This window comes from Ruegeria sp. YTSC002 (assembly GCF_059609845.1).
This window is the reverse complement of record NZ_JBXWML010000009.1, coordinates 18,539-42,090: the sequence shown is the minus strand read 5'-3', so window position 1 is coordinate 42,090 and position 23,552 is coordinate 18,539. Positions and strand designations below refer to the sequence as shown.

The 23,552-nt window shown below is 57.0% G+C and carries 23 protein-coding genes; 11 read left to right on the top strand and 12 right to left on the bottom strand.

Translation table 11 applies throughout. The annotated features are described in order from the left end of the window. Positions 1-2 precede the first annotated feature (2 nt). The 7 genes from pstA to AC2FFD_RS16210 form a co-directional block, all read right to left on the bottom strand. Positions 3-1,334: a phosphate ABC transporter permease PstA gene (gene pstA / locus AC2FFD_RS16240; RefSeq protein WP_425078259.1), complete on the bottom strand. Its 1,332-nt coding sequence runs from the start codon at positions 1,332-1,334 to the stop codon at positions 3-5. Next, a complete protein-coding gene (pstC, locus tag AC2FFD_RS16235) occupies positions 1,331-2,803 on the bottom strand; it encodes a phosphate ABC transporter permease subunit PstC (RefSeq protein WP_496873558.1) in 1,473 nt (490 codons plus the stop codon). The genes pstA and pstC overlap by 4 nt, the downstream gene beginning before the upstream one ends. Before the next feature lie 92 nt (positions 2,804-2,895). After that, positions 2,896-3,936, bottom strand: coding sequence for a substrate-binding domain-containing protein (locus AC2FFD_RS16230; protein ID WP_496873557.1), 1,041 nt, complete (start codon positions 3,934-3,936; stop codon positions 2,896-2,898). A 193-nt stretch (positions 3,937-4,129) separates the two neighbouring features. Next, a complete protein-coding gene (locus tag AC2FFD_RS16225; RefSeq protein WP_480684332.1) occupies positions 4,130-5,170 on the bottom strand; it encodes a sensor histidine kinase in 1,041 nt (346 codons plus the stop codon). A gap of 27 nt (positions 5,171-5,197) precedes the next feature. Further along, positions 5,198-5,722 carry a gamma carbonic anhydrase family protein gene (locus AC2FFD_RS16220; protein ID WP_480684331.1) on the bottom strand — a complete coding sequence of 175 codons (525 nt, stop codon included), beginning with the start codon at positions 5,720-5,722 and terminating at the stop codon, positions 5,198-5,200. Beyond that, positions 5,719-6,360 (bottom strand): guanylate kinase, encoded by a 642-nt coding sequence (gene gmk, locus AC2FFD_RS16215; protein ID WP_170344277.1) that lies wholly within the window; start codon positions 6,358-6,360, stop codon positions 5,719-5,721. Before gmk ends, AC2FFD_RS16220 begins: the two co-directional genes overlap by 4 nt. Positions 6,361-6,377: 17 nt before the next feature. After that, complete coding sequence (locus AC2FFD_RS16210; RefSeq protein WP_496873556.1) at positions 6,378-7,268, bottom strand: YicC/YloC family endoribonuclease; 891 nt, start codon at positions 7,266-7,268, stop codon at positions 6,378-6,380. Positions 7,269-7,513: 245 nt separating this feature from the next. On the opposite strand from AC2FFD_RS16210, the gene AC2FFD_RS16205 reads away from it, so the two are divergent. After that, entirely contained in the window at positions 7,514-8,188 is a 675-nt protein-coding gene (locus AC2FFD_RS16205) for a PAS domain-containing protein (protein ID WP_425078266.1), read from the top strand. Positions 8,189-8,258: 70 nt separating this feature from the next. Here AC2FFD_RS16205 and AC2FFD_RS16200 read toward each other — a convergent pair whose 3' ends face one another. Continuing rightward, positions 8,259-9,629 carry a class II 3-deoxy-7-phosphoheptulonate synthase gene (locus AC2FFD_RS16200; RefSeq protein WP_170344271.1) on the bottom strand — a complete coding sequence of 457 codons (1,371 nt, stop codon included), beginning with the start codon at positions 9,627-9,629 and terminating at the stop codon, positions 8,259-8,261. Between the two features lie 169 nt (positions 9,630-9,798). Here AC2FFD_RS16200 and AC2FFD_RS16195 point away from each other — a divergent pair, with 169 nt between their 5' ends. Beyond that, on the top strand, positions 9,799-10,803 hold the full coding sequence (locus AC2FFD_RS16195; RefSeq protein ID WP_170344270.1) for a GlxA family transcriptional regulator: 1,005 nt from the start codon (positions 9,799-9,801) through the stop codon (positions 10,801-10,803). Positions 10,804-10,812: 9 nt separating this feature from the next. Here the strand turns inward: AC2FFD_RS16195 and AC2FFD_RS16190 are convergent, their stop codons facing one another. Continuing rightward, positions 10,813-11,340, bottom strand: coding sequence for a GNAT family N-acetyltransferase (locus tag AC2FFD_RS16190; protein WP_496873555.1), 528 nt, complete (start codon positions 11,338-11,340; stop codon positions 10,813-10,815). 96 nt (positions 11,341-11,436) lie between these two features. After that, positions 11,437-12,534, bottom strand: a complete 1,098-nt coding sequence (locus tag AC2FFD_RS16185; protein ID WP_496873554.1) for a PQQ-dependent sugar dehydrogenase — start codon at positions 12,532-12,534, stop codon at positions 11,437-11,439. Positions 12,535-12,687: 153 nt separating this feature from the next. On the opposite strand from AC2FFD_RS16185, the gene AC2FFD_RS16180 reads away from it, so the two are divergent. The 8 genes from AC2FFD_RS16180 to AC2FFD_RS16145 all read left to right on the top strand — a co-directional run bounded on the left by AC2FFD_RS16180 (position 12,688) and on the right by AC2FFD_RS16145 (position 19,641). Beyond that, positions 12,688-13,869 carry an ABC transporter substrate-binding protein gene (locus tag AC2FFD_RS16180; RefSeq protein ID WP_152457993.1) on the top strand — a complete coding sequence of 394 codons (1,182 nt, stop codon included), beginning with the start codon at positions 12,688-12,690 and terminating at the stop codon, positions 13,867-13,869. A gap of 125 nt (positions 13,870-13,994) precedes the next feature. Continuing rightward, entirely contained in the window at positions 13,995-14,783 is a 789-nt protein-coding gene (locus AC2FFD_RS16175; RefSeq protein ID WP_496873553.1) for an ABC transporter ATP-binding protein, read from the top strand. An 8-nt stretch (positions 14,784-14,791) separates the two neighbouring features. After that, on the top strand, positions 14,792-15,622 hold the full coding sequence (locus tag AC2FFD_RS16170) for an ABC transporter ATP-binding protein (protein WP_496873617.1): 831 nt from the start codon (positions 14,792-14,794) through the stop codon (positions 15,620-15,622). A 1-nt stretch (position 15,623) separates the two neighbouring features. Continuing rightward, positions 15,624-16,112, top strand: a complete 489-nt coding sequence (locus tag AC2FFD_RS16165) for a hypothetical protein (RefSeq protein WP_496873552.1) — start codon at positions 15,624-15,626, stop codon at positions 16,110-16,112. Positions 16,113-16,346: 234 nt separating this feature from the next. Further along, complete coding sequence (locus tag AC2FFD_RS16160) at positions 16,347-16,676, top strand: hypothetical protein (RefSeq protein WP_170344260.1); 330 nt, start codon at positions 16,347-16,349, stop codon at positions 16,674-16,676. 208 nt (positions 16,677-16,884) lie between these two features. After that, entirely contained in the window at positions 16,885-17,895 is a 1,011-nt protein-coding gene (locus AC2FFD_RS16155) for a branched-chain amino acid ABC transporter permease (protein ID WP_117868945.1), read from the top strand. Beyond that, the gene (locus AC2FFD_RS16150) at positions 17,892-19,205 is read left to right on the top strand and encodes a branched-chain amino acid ABC transporter permease (protein WP_170344256.1); all 1,314 of its coding nucleotides are present in this window, start codon (positions 17,892-17,894) and stop codon (positions 19,203-19,205) included. Before AC2FFD_RS16155 ends, AC2FFD_RS16150 begins: the two co-directional genes overlap by 4 nt. A gap of 181 nt (positions 19,206-19,386) precedes the next feature. After that, entirely contained in the window at positions 19,387-19,641 is a 255-nt protein-coding gene (locus AC2FFD_RS16145) for a hypothetical protein (protein WP_170344254.1), read from the top strand. Between the two features lie 32 nt (positions 19,642-19,673). On the opposite strand, the gene AC2FFD_RS16140 is transcribed toward AC2FFD_RS16145, so the two are convergent. Further along, the gene (locus AC2FFD_RS16140; RefSeq protein ID WP_496873551.1) at positions 19,674-21,221 is read right to left on the bottom strand and encodes a helicase HerA-like domain-containing protein; all 1,548 of its coding nucleotides are present in this window, start codon (positions 21,219-21,221) and stop codon (positions 19,674-19,676) included. A gap of 448 nt (positions 21,222-21,669) precedes the next feature. Between AC2FFD_RS16140 and AC2FFD_RS16135 the strand changes: the two genes are divergently transcribed. Then, positions 21,670-22,278, top strand: a complete 609-nt coding sequence (locus AC2FFD_RS16135; protein ID WP_496873550.1) for an invasion associated locus B family protein — start codon at positions 21,670-21,672, stop codon at positions 22,276-22,278. A gap of 56 nt (positions 22,279-22,334) precedes the next feature. On the opposite strand, the gene AC2FFD_RS16130 is transcribed toward AC2FFD_RS16135, so the two are convergent. Next, entirely contained in the window at positions 22,335-23,543 is a 1,209-nt protein-coding gene (locus AC2FFD_RS16130; RefSeq protein WP_170344250.1) for a beta-ketoacyl-[acyl-carrier-protein] synthase family protein, read from the bottom strand. Positions 23,544-23,552: the final 9 nt, after the last annotated feature.

The following is a 23,552-nucleotide window of genomic DNA, read 5'->3' as shown; positions in this document are numbered from 1 at the left end:
ATTTACCAGCGGCGTTCAAAGCGGCGGCGCAAGATGATTGCGATGATATTCATGGTCAGCAGGAACATCAAAAGTATGATGATCCCACCCCACGCCTTCTCGTAAAAGCCTGCGTCAGCGCGTGCGGCCCATGTATAGATCTGGGCGGGCATGGCCGAGTTCGGCTCGGTAAAGCCTGCAAGAAAGCCGTCGGGATATCCGCGCGCGACAAATCCAACCATGCCGATCAGCAGGAGGGGCGCGGTTTCTCCCAAGGCTTGCGCCAGACCGATGATGGTACCTGTCAGAATGCCCGGCGCAGCCAGTGGCAGCACGTGGTGAAACACCGCCTGCATTTTCGACGCCCCTACCCCCAACGCCGCATCGCGGATCGACGGAGGCACGGCCTTCAAAGACGCACGGGTCGAGATGATGATCGTCGGAAGCGTCATCAGGGTTAGAACCAGACCGCCGACCAGCGGTGCCGATTGCGGCAGGTGCATGAACTGAATGAAAACGGCCAGGCCCAGAATGCCGAAGACGATGGACGGAACCGCAGCCAGGTTCGAAATGTTCACTTCGATCAGGTCAGTCAGCTTGTTCTGCGGCGCAAATTCTTCGAGGTAGATCGAAGCTGCAACGCCAATCGGAAGCGACAGACACAGAACGACCAGCATCATGAAGAATGAACCCACAACCGAGACACCGATACCTGCGCCGCCGGGGTTGTCCACGCCTGCGTCCGCGCCGGTGATGAAGGGCCAGTTGAATGCCTGCCTGATGATGCCTGCCTGTTCCAGCGCATCGACCAGATCCAGATCGCTTTTTTGCAGAAACCGGCTGTCCTGTATCGTGTCGCGGGATACGCGGCCTTTGAAATACCCGTCCACCCGGCTGGATGCCGCCAGATCGAAACTGACCGCCTCACCCAGCTTGTCTGGATTTTCGGTATAGAAGGTCCGGATCGTCCCGCCGACTTTTCCCAAAAGACGCTCGATCGCGGCCTCATCAAAATCAACGCTGATTCCGCGTTCGGCAAGTTCACTGTTCAACTGGGCGACGAACAGGTTGGAATAGACTTTTGTCTTGAACAGGGCCCCTTCGGCCTCGTCCCGCTGCGGTTCGGTCAGTGTGAAATCAATGCTGACGACCGTGCGTTGGAAGGCCGGAATCCCCTGCGACAGGATCGAAGCAAACAGAACAACCAGAAAGAACAGACCGGTTGCGATTGCGGCGATGCCATAAGCACGGAACCGTTTCTCGGCCTTGGCGCGTTTCTTCGTGCGTTCATCCGAAGCCGTAAGCGAGATCGTATGGCGACCGGATTGGGGGCTTTGCATACTGGTGTCGGTCATTCGTACTGCTCCCGGTACTTGCGCACGATATAAAGGGCACACACGTTAAGCCCCAAGGTTAGAATGAAAAGGGTCATGCCAAGTGCGAAGGCGACCAGCGCCTCGGGTGAGGCAAAGTCGGCGTCCCCCGTCAACTGGCTGACGATCTTGGCTGTCACAGTTGTCATGGCTTCGAACGGGTTCAGGCTGAGGCGGGCCGCGGCCCCTGCCCCGAGAACCACGATCATGGTTTCGCCGATGGCGCGCGATGCCGCCAGAAGGATCGCGCCGACGATGCCGGGCAACGCGGCGGGCAAAACGACCTGACGGATGGTTTCGGATTGCGTGGCGCCAAGGCCATAAGAACCGTCGCGCATTGCCTGCGGCACCGCGTTGATAATGTCGTCAGACAGTGATGAGACGAACGGGATCAACATGATCCCCATCACCAGACCCGCAGTCATGACGGCAGTGCCGGCTTTCATCCAACCCAGGCCACTTTCACCAAATACGTCCAACAGCAGCGGGCCGACGGTCAACAAGGCGAAGAGACCGTAAACGATGGTCGGAATCCCGGCCAGCACCTCAAGCAGCGGCTTGGCGACAGAGCGCAAGCGGGACGAAGCGTATTCGCTGAGATAGATCGCGGCGAACAATCCGATCGGCACTGCAACCAGCAGCGCCACGACGGAGATGTAGAGCGTCCCCCACAGCAGCGGCAAGATACCGAGTTCGGACAACCCGCCGCGGCCCGAAAAGCTGGGTGCCCAGGTCATGCCGAAAAAGAAATCTGACGCCGGGTACAGTTTGAAGAATTCCCAGGTGTTGAACACAAGAGACAGGACAATGCCCACCGTTGTGAGGATTGCAACCGACGCGGCCGCCAGAAGCAGGACACGGACCCCCTGTTCCACAACGTTGCGCGCACGGTATTCGGCGTTGGTTTGCAACCAGCCCGCTACGGCACCGATCAAGGCAAACGCGACAACGGCAACGGACATGATTGCGTACCCGGTCGAGCTCATGGCGCGGTAGCTCTGCGCAGCGCGCAGTACCGGTTGGGTGATGTCCGAAGTCACAACCTGCCCCGCGTCCTTCAAAAGCTGGGTGATCTCGGCGACATTTGCATCGGCATCACTGGCGGCGTTCTGGGTCAGAGTGCCTTGCGCAACCGCGTTGTCCAGCCCGGCAGCGGTGCGGCGTACTTCGGCCATCACCAGGCTGCGGGAGGAACCTTCCTTTATCACGGAGTCCGGTATCATGTCCGACACCTGCGCATTGAGGAAGAAAGGCTGCGCCAACAGCCACACGATCAAGAGACCGAAGGCCGGCACAAGTGTCTTCAGTGCAACGTTTGCACCGTAAAAAGATGGCAGGGAATGCAGGTTCCGACTGTCACCCCCTGCGTTTTGCAGTGCGCGCGTACGTCCCAACAGATAGCCGACAGCCGCGATCGCCGAAACGATCAGAAAGAGCCAAAGTATCGGCATGACACCCCCATTGCCTTCGATTGCGAGTAGTAAAAAGACAGTGAAGGGGCGACTGATCCGTCGCCCCCATTTGCGTTACACTGACGTCAGGCTCAGCTGCCCGAACCCATGGTGACTTCGTTGGCGATTGCGTCCTGAGTTTTTGCCAGTTCAGGATCGGCGACCAGGCCATAGTTGGCAAGCGGGCCCGACGGACCGGCGATTTCGTCATGGGTGAAGAACTGCGCGTATTCCTTCAAACCGGGGATCACGCCGATATGAGCTTTCTTCACGTAGAAGAACAGCGGGCGGGAAACCGGATACTCGCCGGTCGAGATGGTTTCGGTCGACGGTGCGACACCCGACATGGTGGCAACCTTCAACTTGTCGGTGTTGTTCTCGTAAAACGCCAGACCAAACACGCCGATACCGTTGGGGTTGGTGTCGATACGCGCCAGGGTTTCGGTATAGTCACCGTCGATATCGACCGATTTGCCATCGGTGCGAACCGCCAGACAGGCATCTTCAGCATCGTCTTCGCTCATGCCGCCAGCAATCATGGCTTCCATGGCGCCGGTTTCTTCACAACCGATCAGCAGAACCTTTTCTTCGAACACTTCGCGGGTGCCGTGCTTGGTGCCCGGGATGAAGCCTGCGATTTCAACATCGGGCAGGTCCGGGTTGAACTCGGCCCAAGTGTTGTACGGGTTGTCAACGATCTGACCGTCTTTCAGAACTTTTGCGCCCAGTGCGTTGAAAATGTCGGACGGCTCGAACGCGGTGAAGTCAGGCCCGGTCTGCTGGCTTGCGAATACGATGCCGTCATAACCGATGCGGACTTCCATGATGTCGGTCACACCGTTTTCGGCGCAGGCTTTGATCTCTTTTTCACGGATCGCGCGCGACGCGTTTGCAACGTCGATGGTGTTTTCGCCAACGCCTTCGCAGAAACGCTTCAGACCAGCCGACGACCCGCCGGATTCAACAACCGGAGTTGGAAAGTCTGTGTTTTCACCGAACAGTTCGGCCACGATCGAGGCATAAGGCAGAACGGTCGACGAACCGGCGATCTGAACGTTGTCACGCGCCGCAGCAGTGGTCGCCGAGACGGCAGCGATAGCCAGCGCAGATGCCGACAGTTTTACAAAGGACATTTCAGTCTCCCTGAAAAGGTATGCTTGATCACCACCATGATGATCCTGCGGGGACCCCTATGGCTCGTGCGTAAGCCTTTTGTGACACATGCGTAACGGTTTTATGACAGGAGGCGATTTTTTGCGTTTTATTCAAAGAAACGCCAATGCCCCAAAGGGTCAGAATAAAAGCAGACTTGCATTCCAAGTTGTTTCAACGAGGTAAAACAACTGTAAAAACAGAGCCTTTTCCCAATTCGCTTTCGACGCGAAGTCTTCCACGATGGCGATTGACGATGTGCTTCACAATCGCAAGACCAAGCCCCGTTCCGCCCAGTTGCCGCGACCTGTGGCTGTCGGCGCGATAGAATCGCTCAGTCAGGCGCGGCAGGTGAACGGCATCTATGCCGGGCCCCTTGTCTATGAACTGGATTCGGACAGCCGGGCCGCGCATCGCCGGATCCCTGTCCACAGGCAAGACACGTACGGTGACGCTGCCGCCACTAGCGCCATATTTGATCCCGTTCTCGATGAGATTGGTGAAAACCTGTCGCAATTGATCACCGTCGCCGGTGACTGAAAGCGGACCGTTTTTCACGTCCAGCGACAGAACCACGCCAGCGTCTTCCGCAAGGGGCCGCAAAGAGTTTATCGTGGATTGAAGAAGACCGGTAAGCTCCAGCTGTTGCCTGGGTCGAACACGTTCTTCGCTTTCGACCCGGTTCAACGACAACAGATCCCCGACCAGACGGTTCATCCTGTTGGCTTCATCGGCCATGATCTTGAGGAACCGATCCCGTGCCTCGGGGTCTTCGCGTGCCGGACCACGCAAGGTTTCAATGAAACCCATCAAGGCGGTCAACGGCGTGCGCAATTCATGGCTGACATTGGCTACGAAATCCCGTCGCATCTGGCTGGCGTGTTCCAGATGGGTGGTATCCTGAAACGTGACCATGACGGCCCCTTCGGAAGCGACACCGTTCATGTATCTGCATTCGACTGTGTATGTTGTGTCCTGCGCGCCGTCATTGGACAGATGACGTGCTTTCTTTGCGCTTTTGCTTGTCAGGCTTTGCTCGATCGCGTCCAGAACCTGCGGCTGTCGCAATATGGTCGCAAAATGACGTCCAACAATGTTCTGGCCCAGAAGAGACGTTGCATCCGTGTTCGCGGCAATGATCCGTTCAGTCTGATCCACCATCAGCGCCGGCAACGGGATCGCAAGAACAATGTCCTCAAGAACGTCTTCGGTCATGGTTCAAAACCCACTCATTCCGCCGCGTCAAAGCGCAGGTTTCAGGGTTTCACGGAATTTGCGCATGTTTTCCTGATAGTGCAGCGCACTGAACGTGATTTTTTGGGCCGCGGCCTCATCCAGTTGGCGCACGACCTTGCCCGGCGATCCCATGACAAGCGAATTGTCGGGAATTTCCTTGCCCTCGGTGATCAGGGCCCCTGCTCCGATCAGACAGTTCCGGCCGATCTTCGCCCCGTTCAGAACGATTGCGCCCATTCCGACCAACGTGTTTTCGCCTATGGCGCAGCCATGCAGCATCACCTTGTGCCCGATGGTGCAATTTCGACCAATCGTCAGGGGAAAGCCGGCGTCGATATGCATCACGCAGTTTTCCTGAACGTTGCTGCCTTCGCCGACCCGGATTTCTTCGTGATCCGCGCGAATCGTGCAGCCGAACCAAACCGAGGCCCCCTTCTCGAGCACAACCTTGCCAATCAGATTGGCATCGGGCGCGACCCAGGTGTCCTCGTGAATGTGCGGAGCGTGCTCGCCCAAAGCGTAAATGGTCATGACAGTCCCTCGAATTCTCTCTGCAACTTGCGGACGTGCTGTTGCAACCTGGGTTGCTGAATGCGGCGCATCCGCTCAGCGCTGACGATTGTTTTCAGCTTTTCTTCGGTTGCCTCTAGGTCATCGTTGATCAGGACGTAATCGTAATAGCCCCAGTGGCTGATTTCATCCCAGCTTTTGAGCATACGGCGGCCGATAACGTCATCACTGTCTTGCCCGCGCGTTTCCAGCCGGCGGCGCAGCTCGGGGATGGACGGCGGCAGAATGAAGATCGACAACGCGTGCTTGCCCAGATCCGAATTTCGGATCTGCACTTCACCCTGCCAGTCGACGTCGAACAATACGTCCTTGCCGGCATTGATCGAATTTTTGACCGGCTCGGCAGGCGAGCCATAGAAGTTTCCGAATACATGGGCATGTTCCAGCATCTGCCCATCAGCGACCTGCTGTTTGAATTCGTCCTCGGACAGGAAGAAATACTCGCGCCCATGCTCTTCGCCGGGGCGCGGAGCCCGGGTCGTCGCCGAGATCGAGAATTCCAGATCCGTATCCCAGGCCATCAGCCGTCTGGCCAGGGTCGATTTGCCCGCTCCGGACGGAGAAGACAGGATGATTAGTAGGCCTCGGCGGTCCGCCATGTCAGTCGTTCCCATTCTTATTCCACGTTCTGCACTTGCTCGCGCATCTGATCGATCACCGCTTTCAGTTCCAGCCCGACCGATGTCAGGTCCGAGCTTTGCGCCTTGGAACACAGCGTGTTGGCCTCGCGATTGAACTCTTGCATCAGGAAATCCAGCTTGCGGCCCACGGCCCCGTCCTGTGCCAACAACTCACGCGCGGCCCCTACATGCGCGGTCAGGCGGTCGATTTCTTCGGTGATATCCGCCTTGACCGCGATCATCGCCAGCTCTTGCGCGACACGATCAGGATCCGCGCCTTGCGTGTTCTCCAGCACCCGCGCGAGATTCTCACGCAGCCCCTCGGTCATCTCGTCCTTGCGTTGCTCGGCAATGGCCGCGGCTTGCGTCGTCAGTTCCGCGACCCGATCCAGTTGCGTGTTCAAGACCACCGCCAAAGCTGCCCCTTCGGTTTTGCGCATATCTATGAACGCGGCCAGAAGATCTTTGAATTCGGACGTCAGATGAGCAACAAGCGGTGCCGGATCGTCGGCCTCGGTTCCTGCATCCATCATCCCCTTGAGCGCCAAAAGATCTGACGCACGCGACGGCGCAAGCGTGATGCCGCGCGCAGCTGCCAGCGCTTCCGTTCGTTCAAGAGCGGTCAGGGCCGCAGCCATCGCGGTTTCGTTCAAGGCCAGGTCCGGGGCAGAATCCTCGCGGTTCAAGCGCATCGACAGGGTCACGTTTCCCCGGCTCAGGGATTTGGACAGCGACGCCCGCAACGCGACTTCGAGACCGGTCAACCAGTCGGGCACGCGCAGTCGCATGTCCAGCCCCTTGCCGTTTACGCTGCGAAGTTCCCACGACCAGCTGTGCGGTCCGAAAGTTCCCTTCCCCGAGGCAAATCCGGTCATGGATCTGATCATGATGGCCCTTTCCTGTTCCCTTGCTGTTTCGAGCATGTGCCGCACCTAATGCTATTGACTGGTGCAGAGCAAGAGTTTGCTGAAGACGCATTTGTTTGGCGCAAGTTAACCATTCGTTAAAGAATTGCTCCAAAATTGAATTAACCCGAGTCAAACTGCCCATAGCAATGGTTTGCGGGCCGTGGATGCTTCCAATGTGTTGCATTTTATGAAAAAGGCGGCCAATTGACGTTAGGGTGATGAAAATGAAAACCTTTTTCGGGATAGGTTCCGGGTCAGAATTTGGAAAGATCGTCGCAATGGATCGCTTTGACAGTGGGCGCAGCCTATCGCCGATCCGCCAGGCCGAGGCGTATTGGATCGCGTTGTTGAGCGGTGACAGCGTACCAATGCGGTCTCAAATCGACCCGCGCGGTCTTGAGAATGTTCTTGAATATACTTTCATCCTGGAACGCATCGCACCCGGCCTGGCCCGATTTCGTCTGGCAGGCAGCCATCTGAACGCACTAGCAGGGATGGAAGTGCGAGGGATGCCGTTGACCGCGTTCTTTCAACCGGATGCCCGTGCGCAGACCAAGGATGTTCTGGAACAGGTATTTGCATCCCCCGCTGTTGCCGAATTGAGTCTGACCTCGGGCGGGGTGTTGGGACGTACCCGGATGCAGGCCCGGATGATCCTTTTGCCACTGAAAAGCGACCTTGGGGATGTCAGTCGTGTTTTGGGGGTCATGATCGCCGATGGCGCAATCGGCAAGACACCGCGCCGGTTTTCACTGTCTGATACGCGGATCAAACCGGTTTCTGAAATTCAGGTACCCGCGCCCAATCTGCGCCGTCCTGTGGAAGGTTTTGCCGAGGAACAACGCGAATTCAAACGCTCTGCCGGCCATCTTCATCTGGTGGTGTCTCGCGACGATTGAAACACGTAAGATAGCCGTGAACAAAAAACAGCGGACCGATAGCCCGCTGTTGTCAGTGTTACAATTGCGCTTAGCTTACCGCGCGTTTGGAGCCGTTGCGGCGCAGGTTGGTCAGCTCTTCCGCCACCAGGAACGCAAGTTCCAGCGATTGCGACGCGTTCAAGCGCGGATCGCAGGCGGTGTGGTAGCGATCCGACAGATCCTCTTCGGTCACGGCGCGTACACCACCGGTGCATTCGGTCACATCCAGGCCGGTCATTTCGAAATGCACGCCGCCGGGGATGGTGCCCTCGGCCTGATGCACACCAAAGAAGTCACGCACCTCGCGCAGAACTGAATCAAACGGGCGGGTTTTGTAACCCGTGGCCGATTTGATCGTGTTGCCGTGCATCGGGTCGCAGACCCAGGTCACCTTGGCGCCCTCTTCCTTGACCGCCTTGATCAGACGCGGCAGATGCTCGCCCGCCTTGCCCGCACCGAAGCGCGCGATCAGGGTCAGACGCCCCTCTTCGTTGTCGGGGTTCAGCTTGGACATCAGAACCTTCAGGTCTTCGGCCGTGGTGGTCGGGCCGCATTTCAGACCGATCGGGTTCAGAACCCCGCGGCAGAACTCGACATGCGCGCCGTCGGGCTGACGGGTTCGGTCGCCGATCCAGATCATGTGACCAGAGCCGGCCAGCCAGTTGCCCGAGGTCGAATCCAGACGCGTCAGTGCCTCTTCATATTCCAGCAACAGCCCTTCGTGGCTGGTGTAGAATTCAACGGTCGAGAATTCATGGGTTGTTTCCGCAGTGATGCCAGCGGCTTCCATGAAGTCGATGGTGTCCTGAATACGGTCCGCTACCTCGGAGTATTTCTGAACGTCCTGTTCATCCGCAAAACCCAGAGTCCAGGCATGCACGCGGCTCATATCCGCGAATCCACCGGTTGAGAAAGCGCGCAGCAAGTTAAGTGTCGCCGCCGCTTGCGTATAGGCCTGCAACATCTTGTTGGGATTCGGAATCCTGGCTTCGGGTGTGAAAGCCAATTCGTTGATGATGTCGCCGCGGTAGCTGGGCAGTTCCACACCATCCACGATTTCGGTCGGGGCACTGCGTGGCTTGGCAAATTGTCCGGCCATACGACCGACTTTGACCACTGGAACCTTGGCGCCATAAGTCAGAACCATCGCCATTTGCAGCATCACCTTGAACGTGTCCCGGATCGCATCAGCGCTGAATTGTTCAAAGCTTTCAGCGCAATCCCCGCCTTGCAGAAGGAAGGCCTCGCCGCGCCCGGCGGCACCCAGATGCTGTTTGAGACGCCGCGCCTCGCCGGCAAAGACCAGCGGGGGATACTTTGAAAGCTGAGCCTCGACCTTGGCCAGCGCGGCCGCGTCGGTATAATCTGGCATCTGAACCCGGGGCTTGTTGCGCCAGTTCGATTTTTGCCATTCGGTCATAGCTTTGGTCTCCGCTGAAGTTTTCAGGTGGTCTCTATACAAAATGCAATGAAGAGTGACCATATCCCATTTGCGCCTCTTGACTGCGTAAACAAGCTTTGATCATGGTGGCTGCCAAATCTGCTGCTGAAAGATCAACTGTCCCGCAGCGAAGCAAGGACATCTCGCCATGCAAGAGCAACGCCAAGTTGTCACGGTGGAAGACACTGCGGCCCCACCCCGGAATTTCGTTTTTGTCCTTTTGGACAAATTCTCGCTGCTGTCCTTTGCTTCGGCGCTTGACAGTCTGCGCATCGCCAACCGCATGGCGAACAGACAGCTTTATACCTGGAAGCTGATGGGAGAAGGCGGGGAAACGGTAACCTGCTCGGCCGGGACCGAGTTCAAGCTGGACAGTGATCTGGTAGAGCTACAGCGCGACGACGTTGTTCTGATTTGCGGTGGTGTGGACGTTCAGGCGGCCACCACCAAGCGCGTGCTGAACTGGCTGCGGCGCGAAGCCCGAAGGGGCTTGCGGATCGGGGGCCTCTGCACGGCGGCCTATACTCTGGCAAAGGCCGGCTTGCTGGACAACAAGAAGGCGACAATCCACTGGGAGAACTCTGACAGTTTCATCGAGGAATTCGATGAGGTCGAACTGACCAAAGCCGTCTTTCAGATTGATGGCAGCCGCATGACGACCGCGGGCGGCACCTCGTCGATCGACCTGATGCTCAAGCTGATTGCGGATGACTATGGCGAGGATCTGGCCAACGCGGTGGCGGATCAGATGATCTATTCCTCGATCCGAACCGACCAGGACACGCAGCGCCTGTCAACTCCGACCCGAATCGGTGTGCGGCATCCGAAGTTGAGTCAGGTTATCCTGATGATGGAAAAGAACATCGAAGAGCCGATCTCGCCCTCGATTCTGGCCAAGGACGTCGGTATGTCGACCCGCCAGTTGGAGCGTCTTTTCCGCCGGTACCTCAGCCGTTCCCCCAAGCGCTATTACATGGAGCTGCGCCTGCACAAGGCCCGGAACCTGTTGATGCAGACCGATATGAGCGTCATCAACGTGGCGCTGGCCTGTGGGTTCGCCTCGCCCAGCCATTTCTCGAAATGCTATCGGGCGCATTACAACACCACGCCCTATCGCGAGCGTGGTGCGCAGAGCGGACGGCTGTCGGTCTAAAGCCCAGCGTCAAAGCTCTTTGACGAAATAGTGCAAGTACGGTCGGAGCATGGGCTGATCTTTGTAGGTTGTTGTCTTGATCGGAGAGTCCAGTTCAACAAACCCAAGCTTGGGATACAAAGATCGCATTTCCACATTTGGGGTGAGTGTATCTGCGATTAACCGCTTCAGCCCCATGGCTCTGGCGGCTTGTTCTCGTGCTTGAATCAATGCGCGCCCCACTCCGGTGCCCCGAGCGTCTTCGGTTACAAATACACGTTTCAACTCGCCGGTATACTGATCAAACCGTTTCATCATTCCACACCCCACGATTTTGCCACCGCGGTTTCTTGCGACGATCAGGCATCCGTTCGGAGGCATGTAGTCATCCGTATTTGCCCAGAATTCCGCAAGTGCGCTTTGCGGTGCGGAAGGATCCAATTCAAACCCCATATCCTGCATTCTTTGAGCGATAAGAGCATAATATTGCATCAAAATCTTATTCAGCTCGGTTCTTGGCGGGATACTTGTGCACAATTCAATGTCGAAATCACTCATGAATATCCCCTAAACCGTGTAACCTGTTGGACAGAGTGACTGCGACGATGGAAACGCGCAAATGGAATTGGAGAATCTGCTGGCATGCCTCGTATGTCACTGTTTCACAGACATCCTGTAAACCGCGCCCTGCCCGACCGAGATAAACCAGATCGCCCCATCCGGGGCCTGCACGATGTCACGGACCCGTTCGGTCTCGAGGCCCTTGATCTGTTCGACCTCGCGCAGCGGGTCTCCGGACAGCCGCGCGATATAGTCGAATTTCAGCGAGCCCACGAAAATGTCGCCCCGCCATTCAGGAAACATGTCGCCGGAATAGACCATCAACCCCGACGGCGCGATCGACGGGTCCCAATACAGGCGCGGTTGTTCCATGCCGGGCTTGCTGGTGCCTTCGCCGATCTTCTCTCCGGAATAATGCGTGCCGTACGAGATGACCGGCCAGCCGTAATTGGCGCCGGGTTTGACAAGGTTCACCTCGTCACCGCCGCGCGCACCGTGTTCCGACACCCACAATCGGCCGCGCCTATCCAGATCGGCCCCCTGTGGGTTGCGGTGCCCATAGGACCAGATTTCAGGTCGGATCTCTGCCTGTCCGATGAAAGGATTGTCTGACGGCACAGAGCCGTCGCGGTTGATACGGATCACGGACCCTGTGGCGTTCGAGCGATCCTGCGCCTGCGGCCCATCCCCTCGATCTCCGATGGTTACAAAAAGCGTGCCGTCATTGGCTTCTACTACGCGAGAGCCGAAATGCCGCCCGCCTGATCCGCCGGGAGAAGCCTCGAAAATGACCCGCAGATTCGTCAGGCGCGTGCCGTTCTCGGACAGGCGTGCGACTGCGACAGCCGTGCCTGCACCACCCTTTTGCGGTTTTGAAAAGGTCAGAAAAACCTCGCGGCTTTGATTGAAATCGCGCGGGATCGTGACGTCCAGCAATCCGCCCTGCCCCGAAGCTGCGACCTTGGGGGCCCCGGATACGGCATTCGCCTCTCCGTCCTGAACATACAGCAGGTTTCCGTCCCGTTCGGTGACAAGAAAACTGCCGTCTGGCAGGATGCCGACGGCCCAGGGCGTATCCAGCCCGCCTGCCATTTCGGTGATTTCAGCATTCCCGACCGAGGTCGACAACACCTGTGCCAAGGCACTTTCGGTGCAAAAAGTGACGAACAGAATCGCGGCAGCTCTGAGCATGTTGATCCTTCTCCGGACAATCCAAGGCAAACCCTAACAAAACAGATAGATTTCCGATCGATAAAAACACGATTGCGTTAGGACTTTTCTTTTCCGGGCAGCTTGCCTAGGTTCGTGGCCAGAACGAACACGTTCACAATAGGGAGTAACCATATGAAAAAGCTGCTTACAGCAACTGCAGCATCCGCTTTGCTGGCCGGACCTGCGTTGGCCGAAGACATCACGCTTGGTGTTTTGTTCGGATTCACCGGCCCAATTGAATCGCTGGCACCTGCAATGGGTTCGGGCGCTGAACTGGCGATGGCGGAAGTCACCGAATCCGGAAAACTGCTGGATGGATCCAAAGTGACCGCATCGCGCGCCGACACCGGCTGCATTGATAACGGTCTGGCCACTTCGAACGGCGAACGCATGATTGCGGACGGTGTTGCCGGCATCATCGGCGGCGATTGCTCGGGCGTGACCGGTGCGATCCTTCAGAATGTCGCGATTCCGAATGGCATGGTCATGATCTCGCCCTCGGCGACCTCGCCGGGCTTGTCGACCATGGAAGACAACGGCCTGTTCTTCCGCACCGCGCCGTCAGATGCGCGCGAAGGCCAGGTGATGGCGGATATCCTCAAAGATCGCGGCATCAACTCGATTGCTCTGACCTACACGAACAATGACTACGGCAAGGGTCTGGCGGACGCGATCCAAACCTCTTTCGAGGCAGCAGGTGGTGAAGTGACCATCGTTGCAGCGCACGAGGACGGCAAAGCCGACTACTCGGCCGAAGTTGGTGCTCTGGCCTCGGCCGGTGGCGACATTCTGGTTGTTGCGGGCTATCTGGATCAGGGCGGCCTGGGCATCATCCAGTCGGCGCTGGACAGCGGTGCGTTTGACACCTTTGGCCTGCCGGGCGGCATGATCGGTGACTCGCTGCCGGCCAATGTCGGCCCCGACCTGAACGGCTCGTTCGGTCAGATCGCCGGTTCGGGTGGTGAAGGCGCCGAGAAGTATTTCGCCATGGCCGAAGCCGCAGGCTTCGACGGTTCGTCGCCCTATTCGCCCGAATCCTATGACGCTGCGGCTTTGTTCATGCTGGCCATGCAGGCTGCCGGATCGACCAATCCGGCCGACTATGGCGGCAAGATCATGGACGTTGCCAACGCTCCGGGTGAAAAGATCTATCCCGGCGAACTGGCCAAGGGTCTGGAATTGCTGGCAAACGGTCAGGACATCGACTATGTCGGTGCGTCCGGTGTCGAACTGATCGGCCCCGGCGAAAGCGCTGGTTCCTATCGTGAGATCGAAGTGACCGACGGTGAAAACAAGACCGTCAACTTCCGTTGATTGATCTTCAAAGGCTATGAATGAAAGCAGCCCGGGCCTTGTGTCCGGGCTGTTTCAATGAAAAAAGACCGCACCCGATCAACGGGGTCGAGACAACAGCGCCGGACAGGCGGCAAGGGGAAAAGATGATCGTCGTCGAGGACGTGCACAAGCATTTCGGCGGATTTCATGCGGTGGATGGGGCATCGCTGGAAATCCAGAAAGGGTCGATCACCGGCCTGATCGGGCCCAACGGGGCAGGAAAAACCACTCTGTTCAATGTGATCGCGGGTGTTTTGCCGCCGACCAGCGGCAAGGTGGTGATGGACGGCGAGGATATCACCGGCCTGCCCCCTCATGAGCTGTTCCACAAGGGGCTGTTGCGCACGTTTCAGATTGCACATGAATTCCCGTCGATGACCTGCCGTGAAAACCTGATGATGGTGCCTGGCGCGCAATCAGGCGAGTCGCTGTGGAACACGTGGTTCGGCCGCAAACGCATCGCTGACGAAGAACGCGCACTGAAGGCCAAGGCCGATGAGGTGCTGGAGTTTCTGACGATTGAACATCTGGCCGATCACAAGGCGGGTCAGGTCTCGGGTGGTCAGAAAAAGTTGCTGGAGCTTGGCCGCACCATGATGGTCGACGCCAAGATCGTGTTTCTGGACGAGGTCGGCGCAGGTGTGAACCGCACCCTTCTGATGACCATTGCCGACACGATCCTGCGTCTGAACAAGGAACGTGGATACACCTTCGTCGTCATCGAGCACGATATGGATTTCATCGGCAAGATCTGCGATCCGGTCATCTGTATGGCCGAGGGCAAGGTGCTGGCCGAGGGAACGCTGGATGAGATCAAGGCCAATGAGCACGTGATCGAAGCCTATCTGGGCACCGGCCTGAAGAACAAAGACAAGCTGGAGGCCCAAACATGACCGCTGGCATGAGCGACACCCCCTACCAGGACGACAAGGGCAACAAGGATGCCTCGATCACCAATCCGCACGGTGTCGGCACCATGACCCCGGCCCATCGCAAAAGTGGTGCGACGCATAAGGTCGAAGGCGGCCCGTTTCTGATCGGCGACACCATGACGGGTGGTTACGGCAAAGGGCCGGACATTCTGCATGATTGCACCATCGCCGTGGACAAGGGTGAAATCGCAGTCATCGTCGGCCCCAACGGTGCGGGCAAGTCGACGGCGATGAAAGCTGTGTTCGGGATGCTGGATGTCCGTTCAGGGTCCGTGCGTCTGGATGGCGAGGATATCACCAATCTCAGTCCGCAAGACCGGGTCATGCGTGGCATGGGTTTCGTGCCACAGACACAGAACATCTTTACCTCGATGACGGTGGAAGAGAACCTGGAAATGGGTGCCTTCATCCGCCGCGACGACATCAGCCAGACGATGGAGCAGGTCTATGACCTCTTCCCGATTCTCCGCGACAAGCGCAATCAGGCCGCCGGAGAGTTGTCGGGCGGACAACGCCAACAGGTCGCAGTTGGCCGCGCGCTGATGACCCAGCCCAAGGTGCTGATGCTCGACGAACCCACGGCAGGCGTTTCGCCGATCGTGATGGATGAACTGTTCGACCGGATCATCGAAGTGTCCCGCACCGGCCTGCCGATCCTGATGGTCGAACAGAACGCCCGCCAGGCTCTGGAGATTGCCGACAAGGGGTACGTTCTGGTTCAAGGGCGGAATGCCTATAGCGGAACGGGCAAGGAACTACTGGCCGATCCAGAGGTTCGGAAGAGTTTCTTGGGGGGTTAGGATGAAACACTTTGCTAAATTCGTCGCGGTTTCCACTTTCTTTCTTATGCCCGGAAACGGGTTCGCAGAAATTCTGCGTTTGAAGGCGAACGGTGCTGAGATGCACTGCACCGCAAAACACGATTGCAACCCGCCTCTTGATTGCGGTGGAGATGATTTCAAGGACTGCAAACCGCGCAAGGGGTATTGCAAAGATTCCCTGAGCTTCGCTTTTCAGCCTCTTAAGGCGGAAGATACTAACGATCAAAAACAGTATGGCATGTTCGCTCTTGCTGGCCATGAAAAGTTCGTTTTATCAGGCGCAAAGATTGCTCTGGAAAACCAACAGAATGAAGTTTTGGTACTGTTGAAAGGTCAGCCGCCTTTGGATGATTTTGAGAATTGGGACGTCATGTTGTCAGATAACGGACGAATTAGTGTTCACGTGAAACTCACGAGCGGCGTACCGTCCGTAGCTTCTTTTCGTGGCGCTTGTCAGGTGGCCAACTAATGGCCTCCTCACTATTCCCGTTGTTGTTTGAGCCAACGGGCTGAGACTGGGCACGTATTCTCCCCACGCTCAAATTATTCCGCCATCCCAAGATTTCCACGCCTCAGCTGCAATCCGGTCACATTGTGCGTTTAGCGCCGGGCTTTGTGAAGGAAACGGTTTCCCGGTCAACCAAAGTTAGCTCCGTGAAATCAAGCGAACCTTCTGAATAAAAACTCTGTTCAGGACCCAAAAATGAAAAAATGGATGTGTGTGGCCATTGCCACCTTGTGCGCGACCGCCGCAACTGCGGAAGAACGTCACTTTGTCTGTGTGTCGGATCGTGACGGCAGCGAAGTGCGCCTCAACCGGGCACCGGAAGGAGACAAGGGCAATATCGAAACTGCGAATGTTTCAGGCGACGCGATGGTGTTCAAAGGCGTTGGCAACATGACGTTTGTCCATATTGAAGGCGAAGATGTCATGACCTTTGTCGTGCATTATGACGACATGTCCTTTGACCTCTCGGTCAAGGGTCCTCACGCGGGAACCGATCATGGCACCTGTACCGAGACGGACGCCTGATCCCGCTTCTTACCATCTCAGTCACCCACCGGAATTGGCCGGTGCGTGACTGAGCCAGGCCAAAACTAAATAGTCTTGCCTGCTTCCGGTTTTCTCGTGGATTTTTTTCACAACCAGCAGAAAAATATGACGCAAAACAGCGCAGGAAACATTGTGCCTGCGCGGACCGTCATGCCATAAGACCGCACCCGGACAGTGAGAAGAAATAATGGATCTACTCAACGCGCTTGTTGCGCTTGCGAATTTTGTGTTGGTGCCTGCGGTCGCTTATGGCAGTCAACTGGCGTTGGGCGCGCTTGGCGTGACCCTGATCTACGGCATTCTGCGGTTTTCGAACTTTGCCCATGGCGACACCATGGCCTTTGGCGCGATGATCGCCGTGCTTGTCACATGGGCGTTGCAGGCCGCCGGGATCAGCTTTGGACCATTGCCAACCGCCCTGCTCGCCCTGCCCTTTGCCATCCTGGGCTGTATCGTGCTGGTGCTGATCACCGACAGGCTGGTCTACAAATTCTACCGTGAACAGAAGGCGAAGCCCGTCATTTTGGTGATCGTTTCAATGGGCGTGATGTTCATCATGAACGGCCTTGTCCGGTTTATCATCGGGCCGGACGACCAAAGGTTTTCGGACGGTGCCCGGTTCATTGTTTCGGCACGCGATTTCAAGGCGATGACCGGTCTGCGCGAGGGGCTGGCCATCAAGACGTCGCAAGGTATCACGGTGATCGTGGCCGTTGTTGCCGTGGCGCTGCTGTTCTGGTTTCTCAACAAAACGCGCACCGGCAAGTCGATGCGGGCCTATTCGGACAACGAGGATCTGGCGCTGTTGTCAGGCATCAACCCGGAACGTGTGGTGATGATCACATGGATTATCGTTGCGGCGCTGGCCACAACTGCCGGCGTTCTTTACGGGCTGGACAAAAGCTTCAAACCCTTCGTCTATTTCCAGCTTCTGCTTCCAATCTTTGCCTCGGCCATCGTGGGTGGTTTGGGCAATCCTCTGGGCGCCATCGCAGGCGGGTTTATCATCGCGTTTTCCGAAGTGACGATAACATACGCCTGGAAGAAGGTGCTGACCTATCTTGCGCCGGAAAACCTTGAGCCGTCAGGATTGGTGCAACTCCTCTCGACCGATTACAAATTCGCCGTCAGCTTTGTCATCCTGCTGATCGTGCTTCTGTTCAAGCCCACGGGCCTTTTCAAGGGGAAAGCAGTATGACCGACGCTGTCAAAAATTCGCTGCTCTTCGCAATTGTCGGCGGCCTGATCCTGTTGACCGGTTTCACGCAAAGCTGGAACACCGCGATCCTGATCCTGAATATGGGGCTGATTTCCGCCATCATGGCAATCGGTGTAAACCTGCAATGGGGTTTTGCCGGTCTGTTCAATGTGGGCGTCATGGGCTTTGTCGCCCTGGGCGGTCTGGCCGTCGTGCTGGTTTCAACACCGCCTACGCCCGGTGCGTGGGCTGCGGGCGGCTATGGTATCGTTCTGGCTTTGCTGCTGGGCGCCGCGACAGTGGTGGCGGCTGTTCTGGTAGCAACGAGAATACCGAAAGGTCGAGTGCAAACCCTGACGATCATCGCCGTTCTTGTCGTAGGCTTTTTCGTCTATCGCGCAGTTTTCGACCCCAGCATTTCAGCGGTCGAGGCAATCGACCCGGCGATTTCCGGCAATATCGGAGGTCTTAACCTACCCGTTCTGCTGGCCTGGCCGGCGGGCGGTTTGCTGGCGGCGGGCGCTGCGTGGCTGATCGGTAAAACGGCGCTGGGCCTGCGTTCGGATTATCTGGCGATTGCCACATTGGGGATCGCCGAAATCATCATTGCAGTCATGAAAAACGAAGACTGGCTGGCCCGGGGCGTCAAGAACGTCTACGGCATCCCACGCCCGTCCCCTGTTGTTGGCTACGAAGTGGATTTGCAGAACGACCCGGCCTTTCTTGCGCGGGCTGAATGGTTGGGATTGGATCCCGTCACCGCGTCCACCCTTTCGGTCAAACTCGGTTATTCGCTGCTGTTCATGATCGTGCTTCTGGTGCTGCTCTGGATGGCTCAGATGGCGCTGAAAAGCCCGTGGGGCCGGATGATGCGCGCAATCCGTGACAATGAAGTCGCGGCCGAGGCCATGGGCAAGGATGTCACCCGTCGTCATCTGCAAATCTTCGTACTTGGTTCGGCCGTTTGCGGTATCGCTGGGGCAATGATGACAACGCTGGACGGCCAGCTGACGCCAAGCGCCTACCAACCGCTGCGCTTTACCTTTCTGGTCTGGGTGATGGTGATCGTGGGTGGTTCGGGCAACAACTTCGGGGCCGTTCTGGGTGCATTCCTGATCTGGTTCCTGTGGGTTCAGGTTGAACCGATCGGGTTGTGGCTGATGAATGTCGTTACCGCGGGCATGCCGGACGGAAGCGCACTGAAAGCCCACCTGTTGGACAGTGCTGCACATATGCGTCTGTTCACGATGGGTCTGATCTTGTTGATTGTTCTCAGATTCAGCCCAAGAGGGCTGATCCCGGAGAAATAGGCCACTTCCCCCTTCAATAAGCGAAACCGTGCCTTTACTTCGGCACGGTTTCTTGATTCTTAACGATTTTCTGAATAAACGGACCCACCGCAGTGTTTTCTTTTTGCGGTATGTTGCCGGCACTCACACCCGTCTACACCGATCTGTAACGATCACTCACACGTTTTGAAAAGAGTCAAAAATGAAAGCACCACGGTTCAAGACACTGCTTCTGTTTCCGGTTGTTGCCATCGTAACATCCGCCTGTATTCCGTCTCCGGAAGACCTTGAGACGACCCCCGTCAAGGTCCAGACGCCCAAGGGTGTCGTAACCTGTCAGCTGTATCGTCACGATCGGGTGACCTGGGACCGGGCGATTGACCTGCCAGCTACGAAAATGTCCGTGTCAGAGGCTGACGCCTATTGCCGTCAGGAAGGCCAGCGCCGTCTGAAGTGAACATTGCGGCGCCCGTGATGGGCGCCGTTCCGTCATCTGTTGCGGAACAGACCGCCAAGAATACCACGAACGATCCGGCGTCCGGTCGTTCCCTTCAATTCCTTGATCACCGCGTCGGTCATCGCCGATGCAAACGTGTCTTTCCGGCGCTGCACCCGGGACGAGGATCTGCCGACCCGGCTTCCCGAATATCTGCGAGCCGAAGAATATTCTCGCTCCATCGGTGATTGTGCCTCCAGCACTTCATCGGCCTCTGCCTGTTCAGCGGCCTTGGCGGCAGCCTCAGCCCGGGCCTGAAGGATTTCAAAGGCCGACTGTCGATCAATACCATTGTCATATTTCGACGCCATCGGAGAGGCATCGAGAATGGCCCGCCGCTGGGCATCGGAAATAGGCCCCAACTGGGACCCCGGCGGACGAATCAATGTGCGCTCGACGATTCCTGGAACGCCTTTTTTCTGAAGCATCGACGTGACAGCCTCACCGACGCCCACCTCGCGGATTGCGGCTTCGGTGTCGAAGGCGGGGTTTTCGCGATAGGTTTCCGCCGCCAGACGCAGATTCTTTCGGTCACGCGCCGTGAACGCCCGCAAAGCGTGCTGAACGCGATTGCCCAACTGTCCCAGAATATCCTCGGGTATATCGGCGGGATTCTGGGTGATGAAATAGACCCCCACCCCTTTGGACCGGATCAGGCGGGCAACCTGTTCGACCTTGTCCACCAGCACTTTCGGAGCGCCGTCAAACAGCAGATGCGCCTCGTCAAAGAAGAACACCAGCTTGGGTTTGTCAGGATCACCGACTTCGGGAAGCTCTTCAAACAATTCGCTCAGCAGCCACAGCAGGAACGTCGCATAAAGCCGTGGCGCGGCCATCAGTTTGTCCGAGGCAAGGATGTTCACCATCCCCTGCCCGTTTTCATCGGTGCGCATCAGATCGGACAGATCCAGCGCGGGTTCGCCAAACAGCTTTGTTCCACCCTGGTTTTCCAACACCAGCAAACGCCGCTGGATCGCACCGACCGAAGATGTCGATACATTGCCATATCGCAATGAAAGCTGGGCCCGGTTCTCGCCGATCCAGACCAGCAGCGCCTGAAGATCCTTGAGATCCAGAAGTGGCATTCCCTCTTCATCGGCCACGCGGAACGCGATGTTCAAAATACCTTCCTGCGCTTCGCTCAATTCCATCAACCGGGACAGCAGCAAAGGGCCCATTTCAGTGACCGTCGTCCGCACCGGATGGCCCTGTTCGCCAAAAAGATCCCAGAACGCAACCGGACAGGCAGAATAGGAAAAATCGTCGAACCCAATGCGTTTGGCACGATCCATAAATGCCTGATGCAGTTTGTGCGCGTCGCTTCCGGGCAAAGCCAGGCCCGACAGATCACCTTTGACATCGGACAAAAACACCGGAACCCCGGCTTGGGAAAAGCCTTCCGCGAGGATTTGCAACGTTACGGTCTTACCGGTCCCGGTGGCGCCGGCAATCAGCCCGTGGCGGTTCGCATATTTCAGCGCCAGTTGCTGCGGTTGGCCATAGCCTTCGCCTCCGCCACCCAAAAATACATTCTTGCCCATTAACATTGCCTTATGTTTCACCGATCCGTGACCAGCATACAAAGTTAACCTTTGACTGCGATAGTCAATTTGCCCCGCGTTTGTTTCCCTCACGTGGGGCAGACTTCCTCCCTGTCGACTGGCCGTGCCTTCGGGCACGGCTTTTTTGCAGGTTCAAAAATGGTTTCAAAGCTCTGACCGCAGTATTAAAATTTGAGGATAGCTGTTGACCCGTCTGCGACCCTTTCGTAGGGTTTGCGCATAAATAAGTCGGCCAGTCCGACGGGGAGAACCTTTTGGAGAAGAGAGCTGGCTTATACAGCTCTCTTTTTCTGTCTCAGTGCAGGTCGTTTCTGGTGTTCTGGCAAGAATCCGTTCACGTTCAGACCTGCCGTTCTGTTAGTGCCTGACACCAGTTCAGAAGAGTGTTAAACGAAGCAAAAAGCTCAAGCATCAAATCGAGGCACTCATGATCAAGCAACTTCTAACCGCAAATGCAATGGCCGTCGCCTTTCTAGGCAGCGCAGTCTACGCCCAGGAGGCCAACGACGAAAGCCAGCAGCAGGACGAGTCGGCCCAAACCGAAGCTGCACAGGAACTGGATCTGGGAGAAACCGGCCCACGTATAGGCGAACAATACGTCAAAGAAACAAGTGGTGCTTGGAGCATAACCTGTCTACGGACCGAAGAAGGCGATGATCCTTGCCTGCTGCGTCAAGTTCTTTCCGGTGCCGAAGGCCAGCCGATTGCGGAAATCTCGATAAACAAGCTTCCCGAAGGTACAGAGGCCGTTGCCGGAGCTAGGTTGACTGTGCCGCTGGAGACCATGCTGCAAGCGCAAATTGCTGTGTCCATAGACGGCGCACCGGGCAAAAGATACAACTATCATCACTGCAACCCGGTAGGCTGCGTCGCCCAATTGGGCTTTACGCAAGGCGATATAGACGCCATGAAAGCAGGCAGTAAGGCAACGATTTCGCTGGTGTCCATTCTGGCCCCCAGCCAACTTTTGCAAATCGAAATGTCGCTGGATGGATTCACCAGTGGTTACGACCAGTTGGAAGTCCTGCAAAACTGACACATCGCAGACAAAGGCCGCTCTGAATGCGGCGGCCTTGTTTTGAGCGTTGTTCTTTAAACTCGCTTCAGCGCCAAAACCGCGTTCAGCCCGCCAAAGGCAAAGGCATTGCTGAGCGCGACGTCGACTTTGGCTTCCCGAGCTTCGTTCGGCACAACATCAAGCGCGCATTCCGGATCGGGTTCCTCGTATCCTATGGTGGGTGCAATCACTCCGTCCCGCAGCGCCATGATACATGCCAACAGTTCCACCGCACCGGTTCCACCAATCAAGTGACCATGCATGGATTTGGTCGACGATATCATCAGATCGTCGGCATGGGGTCCAAATACATCCGCCACTGCGGCACATTCGGTTTTGTCATTCGCGGCCGTTCCGGTGCCGTGCGCGTTGATGTAGCCCACATCGCTGGCATTCAACCTGGCATCGGCCAAAGCACCTGACATGGCCCGCGAAGCCCCTTGTTTGCTGGGCATCACGATATCGGCCGCGTCTGACGACATAGCGAAACCGACGACTTCGCACATTATCTCGGCGCCCCGGGCACGGGCGTGTTCGTATTCTTCGAAAACAAAGATACCGGCCCCTTCCCCCTGTACCATTCCGTTGCGGTTGGCACTGAACGGTCGGCATGCGTCCTTCGACATCACGCGCAGCCCTTCCCAGGCTTTGACGCCACCGAAACACAACATGGATTCGGACCCGCCTGTGACCATGACCGGTGCAATACCGCTGCGGACCATCTGAAAGGCCTGTGCCATGGCATGGTTCGACGACGCACAGGCGGTCGACACGGTGAAGCTGGGGCCCTTGAGGTTGTGCTCCATGGAAACATGGCTGGCCGCCGCGTTGTTCATGAGTTTTGGAACAACAAACGGGTGTACCCGGTTCTTTCCGTCCTCATAAACCGAGCGATAATTGTCATCCCAGGTCGATACGCCACCCCCGGCGGTCCCCAGGACAACACCTGACTTTGCAGCAAGCTCTCCGTGAAACTCGATGCCCGACTGATCAATGGCCTCTTTGGCGGCGGTCAGAGTGAACTGGGTGAACCGGTCATACAGCGACATCTGTTGACGGTTGAACCGCCCTTCGGCCTCAAAGTCACGAACCTGCCCGCCGATCTTGATGGCCAACCGGTCAACGTCCCGGAACTTCAGTTCCGAGATCCCACAGCGACCTTCTCGCATGGCTTCCAGCGTGTCAGGAACCGAATGGCCCAGTGAATTGATCGTACCTGCGCCGGTAATGACAACACGTTTCATGAGCGTTTG

Bases quoted from the DNA above. Each gene is read 5' to 3' on its own strand.
- pstA (WP_425078259.1), bottom strand. From the start codon at position 1,334: ATGACCGACACCAGTATGCAAAGCCCCCAATCCGGTCGCCATACGATC.
- pstC (WP_496873558.1), bottom strand. From the start codon at position 2,803: ATGCCGATACTTTGGCTCTTTCTGATCGTTTCGGCGATCGCGGCTGTC.
- AC2FFD_RS16230 (WP_496873557.1), bottom strand. From the start codon at position 3,936: ATGTCCTTTGTAAAACTGTCGGCATCTGCGCTGGCTATCGCTGCCGTC.
- AC2FFD_RS16225 (WP_480684332.1), bottom strand. From the start codon at position 5,170: ATGACCGAAGACGTTCTTGAGGACATTGTTCTTGCGATCCCGTTGCCG.
- AC2FFD_RS16220 (WP_480684331.1), bottom strand. From the start codon at position 5,722: ATGACCATTTACGCTTTGGGCGAGCACGCTCCGCACATTCACGAGGAC.
- gmk (WP_170344277.1), bottom strand. From the start codon at position 6,360: ATGGCGGACCGCCGAGGCCTACTAATCATCCTGTCTTCTCCGTCCGGA.
- AC2FFD_RS16210 (WP_496873556.1), bottom strand. From the start codon at position 7,268: ATGATCAGATCCATGACCGGATTTGCCTCGGGGAAGGGAACTTTCGGA.
- AC2FFD_RS16205 (WP_425078266.1), top strand. From the start codon at position 7,514: ATGAAAACCTTTTTCGGGATAGGTTCCGGGTCAGAATTTGGAAAGATC.
- AC2FFD_RS16200 (WP_170344271.1), bottom strand. From the start codon at position 9,629: ATGACCGAATGGCAAAAATCGAACTGGCGCAACAAGCCCCGGGTTCAG.
- AC2FFD_RS16195 (WP_170344270.1), top strand. From the start codon at position 9,799: ATGCAAGAGCAACGCCAAGTTGTCACGGTGGAAGACACTGCGGCCCCA.
- AC2FFD_RS16190 (WP_496873555.1), bottom strand. From the start codon at position 11,340: ATGAGTGATTTCGACATTGAATTGTGCACAAGTATCCCGCCAAGAACC.
- AC2FFD_RS16185 (WP_496873554.1), bottom strand. From the start codon at position 12,534: ATGCTCAGAGCTGCCGCGATTCTGTTCGTCACTTTTTGCACCGAAAGT.
- AC2FFD_RS16180 (WP_152457993.1), top strand. From the start codon at position 12,688: ATGAAAAAGCTGCTTACAGCAACTGCAGCATCCGCTTTGCTGGCCGGA.
- AC2FFD_RS16175 (WP_496873553.1), top strand. From the start codon at position 13,995: ATGATCGTCGTCGAGGACGTGCACAAGCATTTCGGCGGATTTCATGCG.
- AC2FFD_RS16170 (WP_496873617.1), top strand. From the start codon at position 14,792: ATGAGCGACACCCCCTACCAGGACGACAAGGGCAACAAGGATGCCTCG.
- AC2FFD_RS16165 (WP_496873552.1), top strand. From the start codon at position 15,624: ATGAAACACTTTGCTAAATTCGTCGCGGTTTCCACTTTCTTTCTTATG.
- AC2FFD_RS16160 (WP_170344260.1), top strand. From the start codon at position 16,347: ATGAAAAAATGGATGTGTGTGGCCATTGCCACCTTGTGCGCGACCGCC.
- AC2FFD_RS16155 (WP_117868945.1), top strand. From the start codon at position 16,885: ATGGATCTACTCAACGCGCTTGTTGCGCTTGCGAATTTTGTGTTGGTG.
- AC2FFD_RS16150 (WP_170344256.1), top strand. From the start codon at position 17,892: ATGACCGACGCTGTCAAAAATTCGCTGCTCTTCGCAATTGTCGGCGGC.
- AC2FFD_RS16145 (WP_170344254.1), top strand. From the start codon at position 19,387: ATGAAAGCACCACGGTTCAAGACACTGCTTCTGTTTCCGGTTGTTGCC.
- AC2FFD_RS16140 (WP_496873551.1), bottom strand. From the start codon at position 21,221: ATGGGCAAGAATGTATTTTTGGGTGGCGGAGGCGAAGGCTATGGCCAA.
- AC2FFD_RS16135 (WP_496873550.1), top strand. From the start codon at position 21,670: ATGATCAAGCAACTTCTAACCGCAAATGCAATGGCCGTCGCCTTTCTA.
- AC2FFD_RS16130 (WP_170344250.1), bottom strand. From the start codon at position 23,543: ATGAAACGTGTTGTCATTACCGGCGCAGGTACGATCAATTCACTGGGC.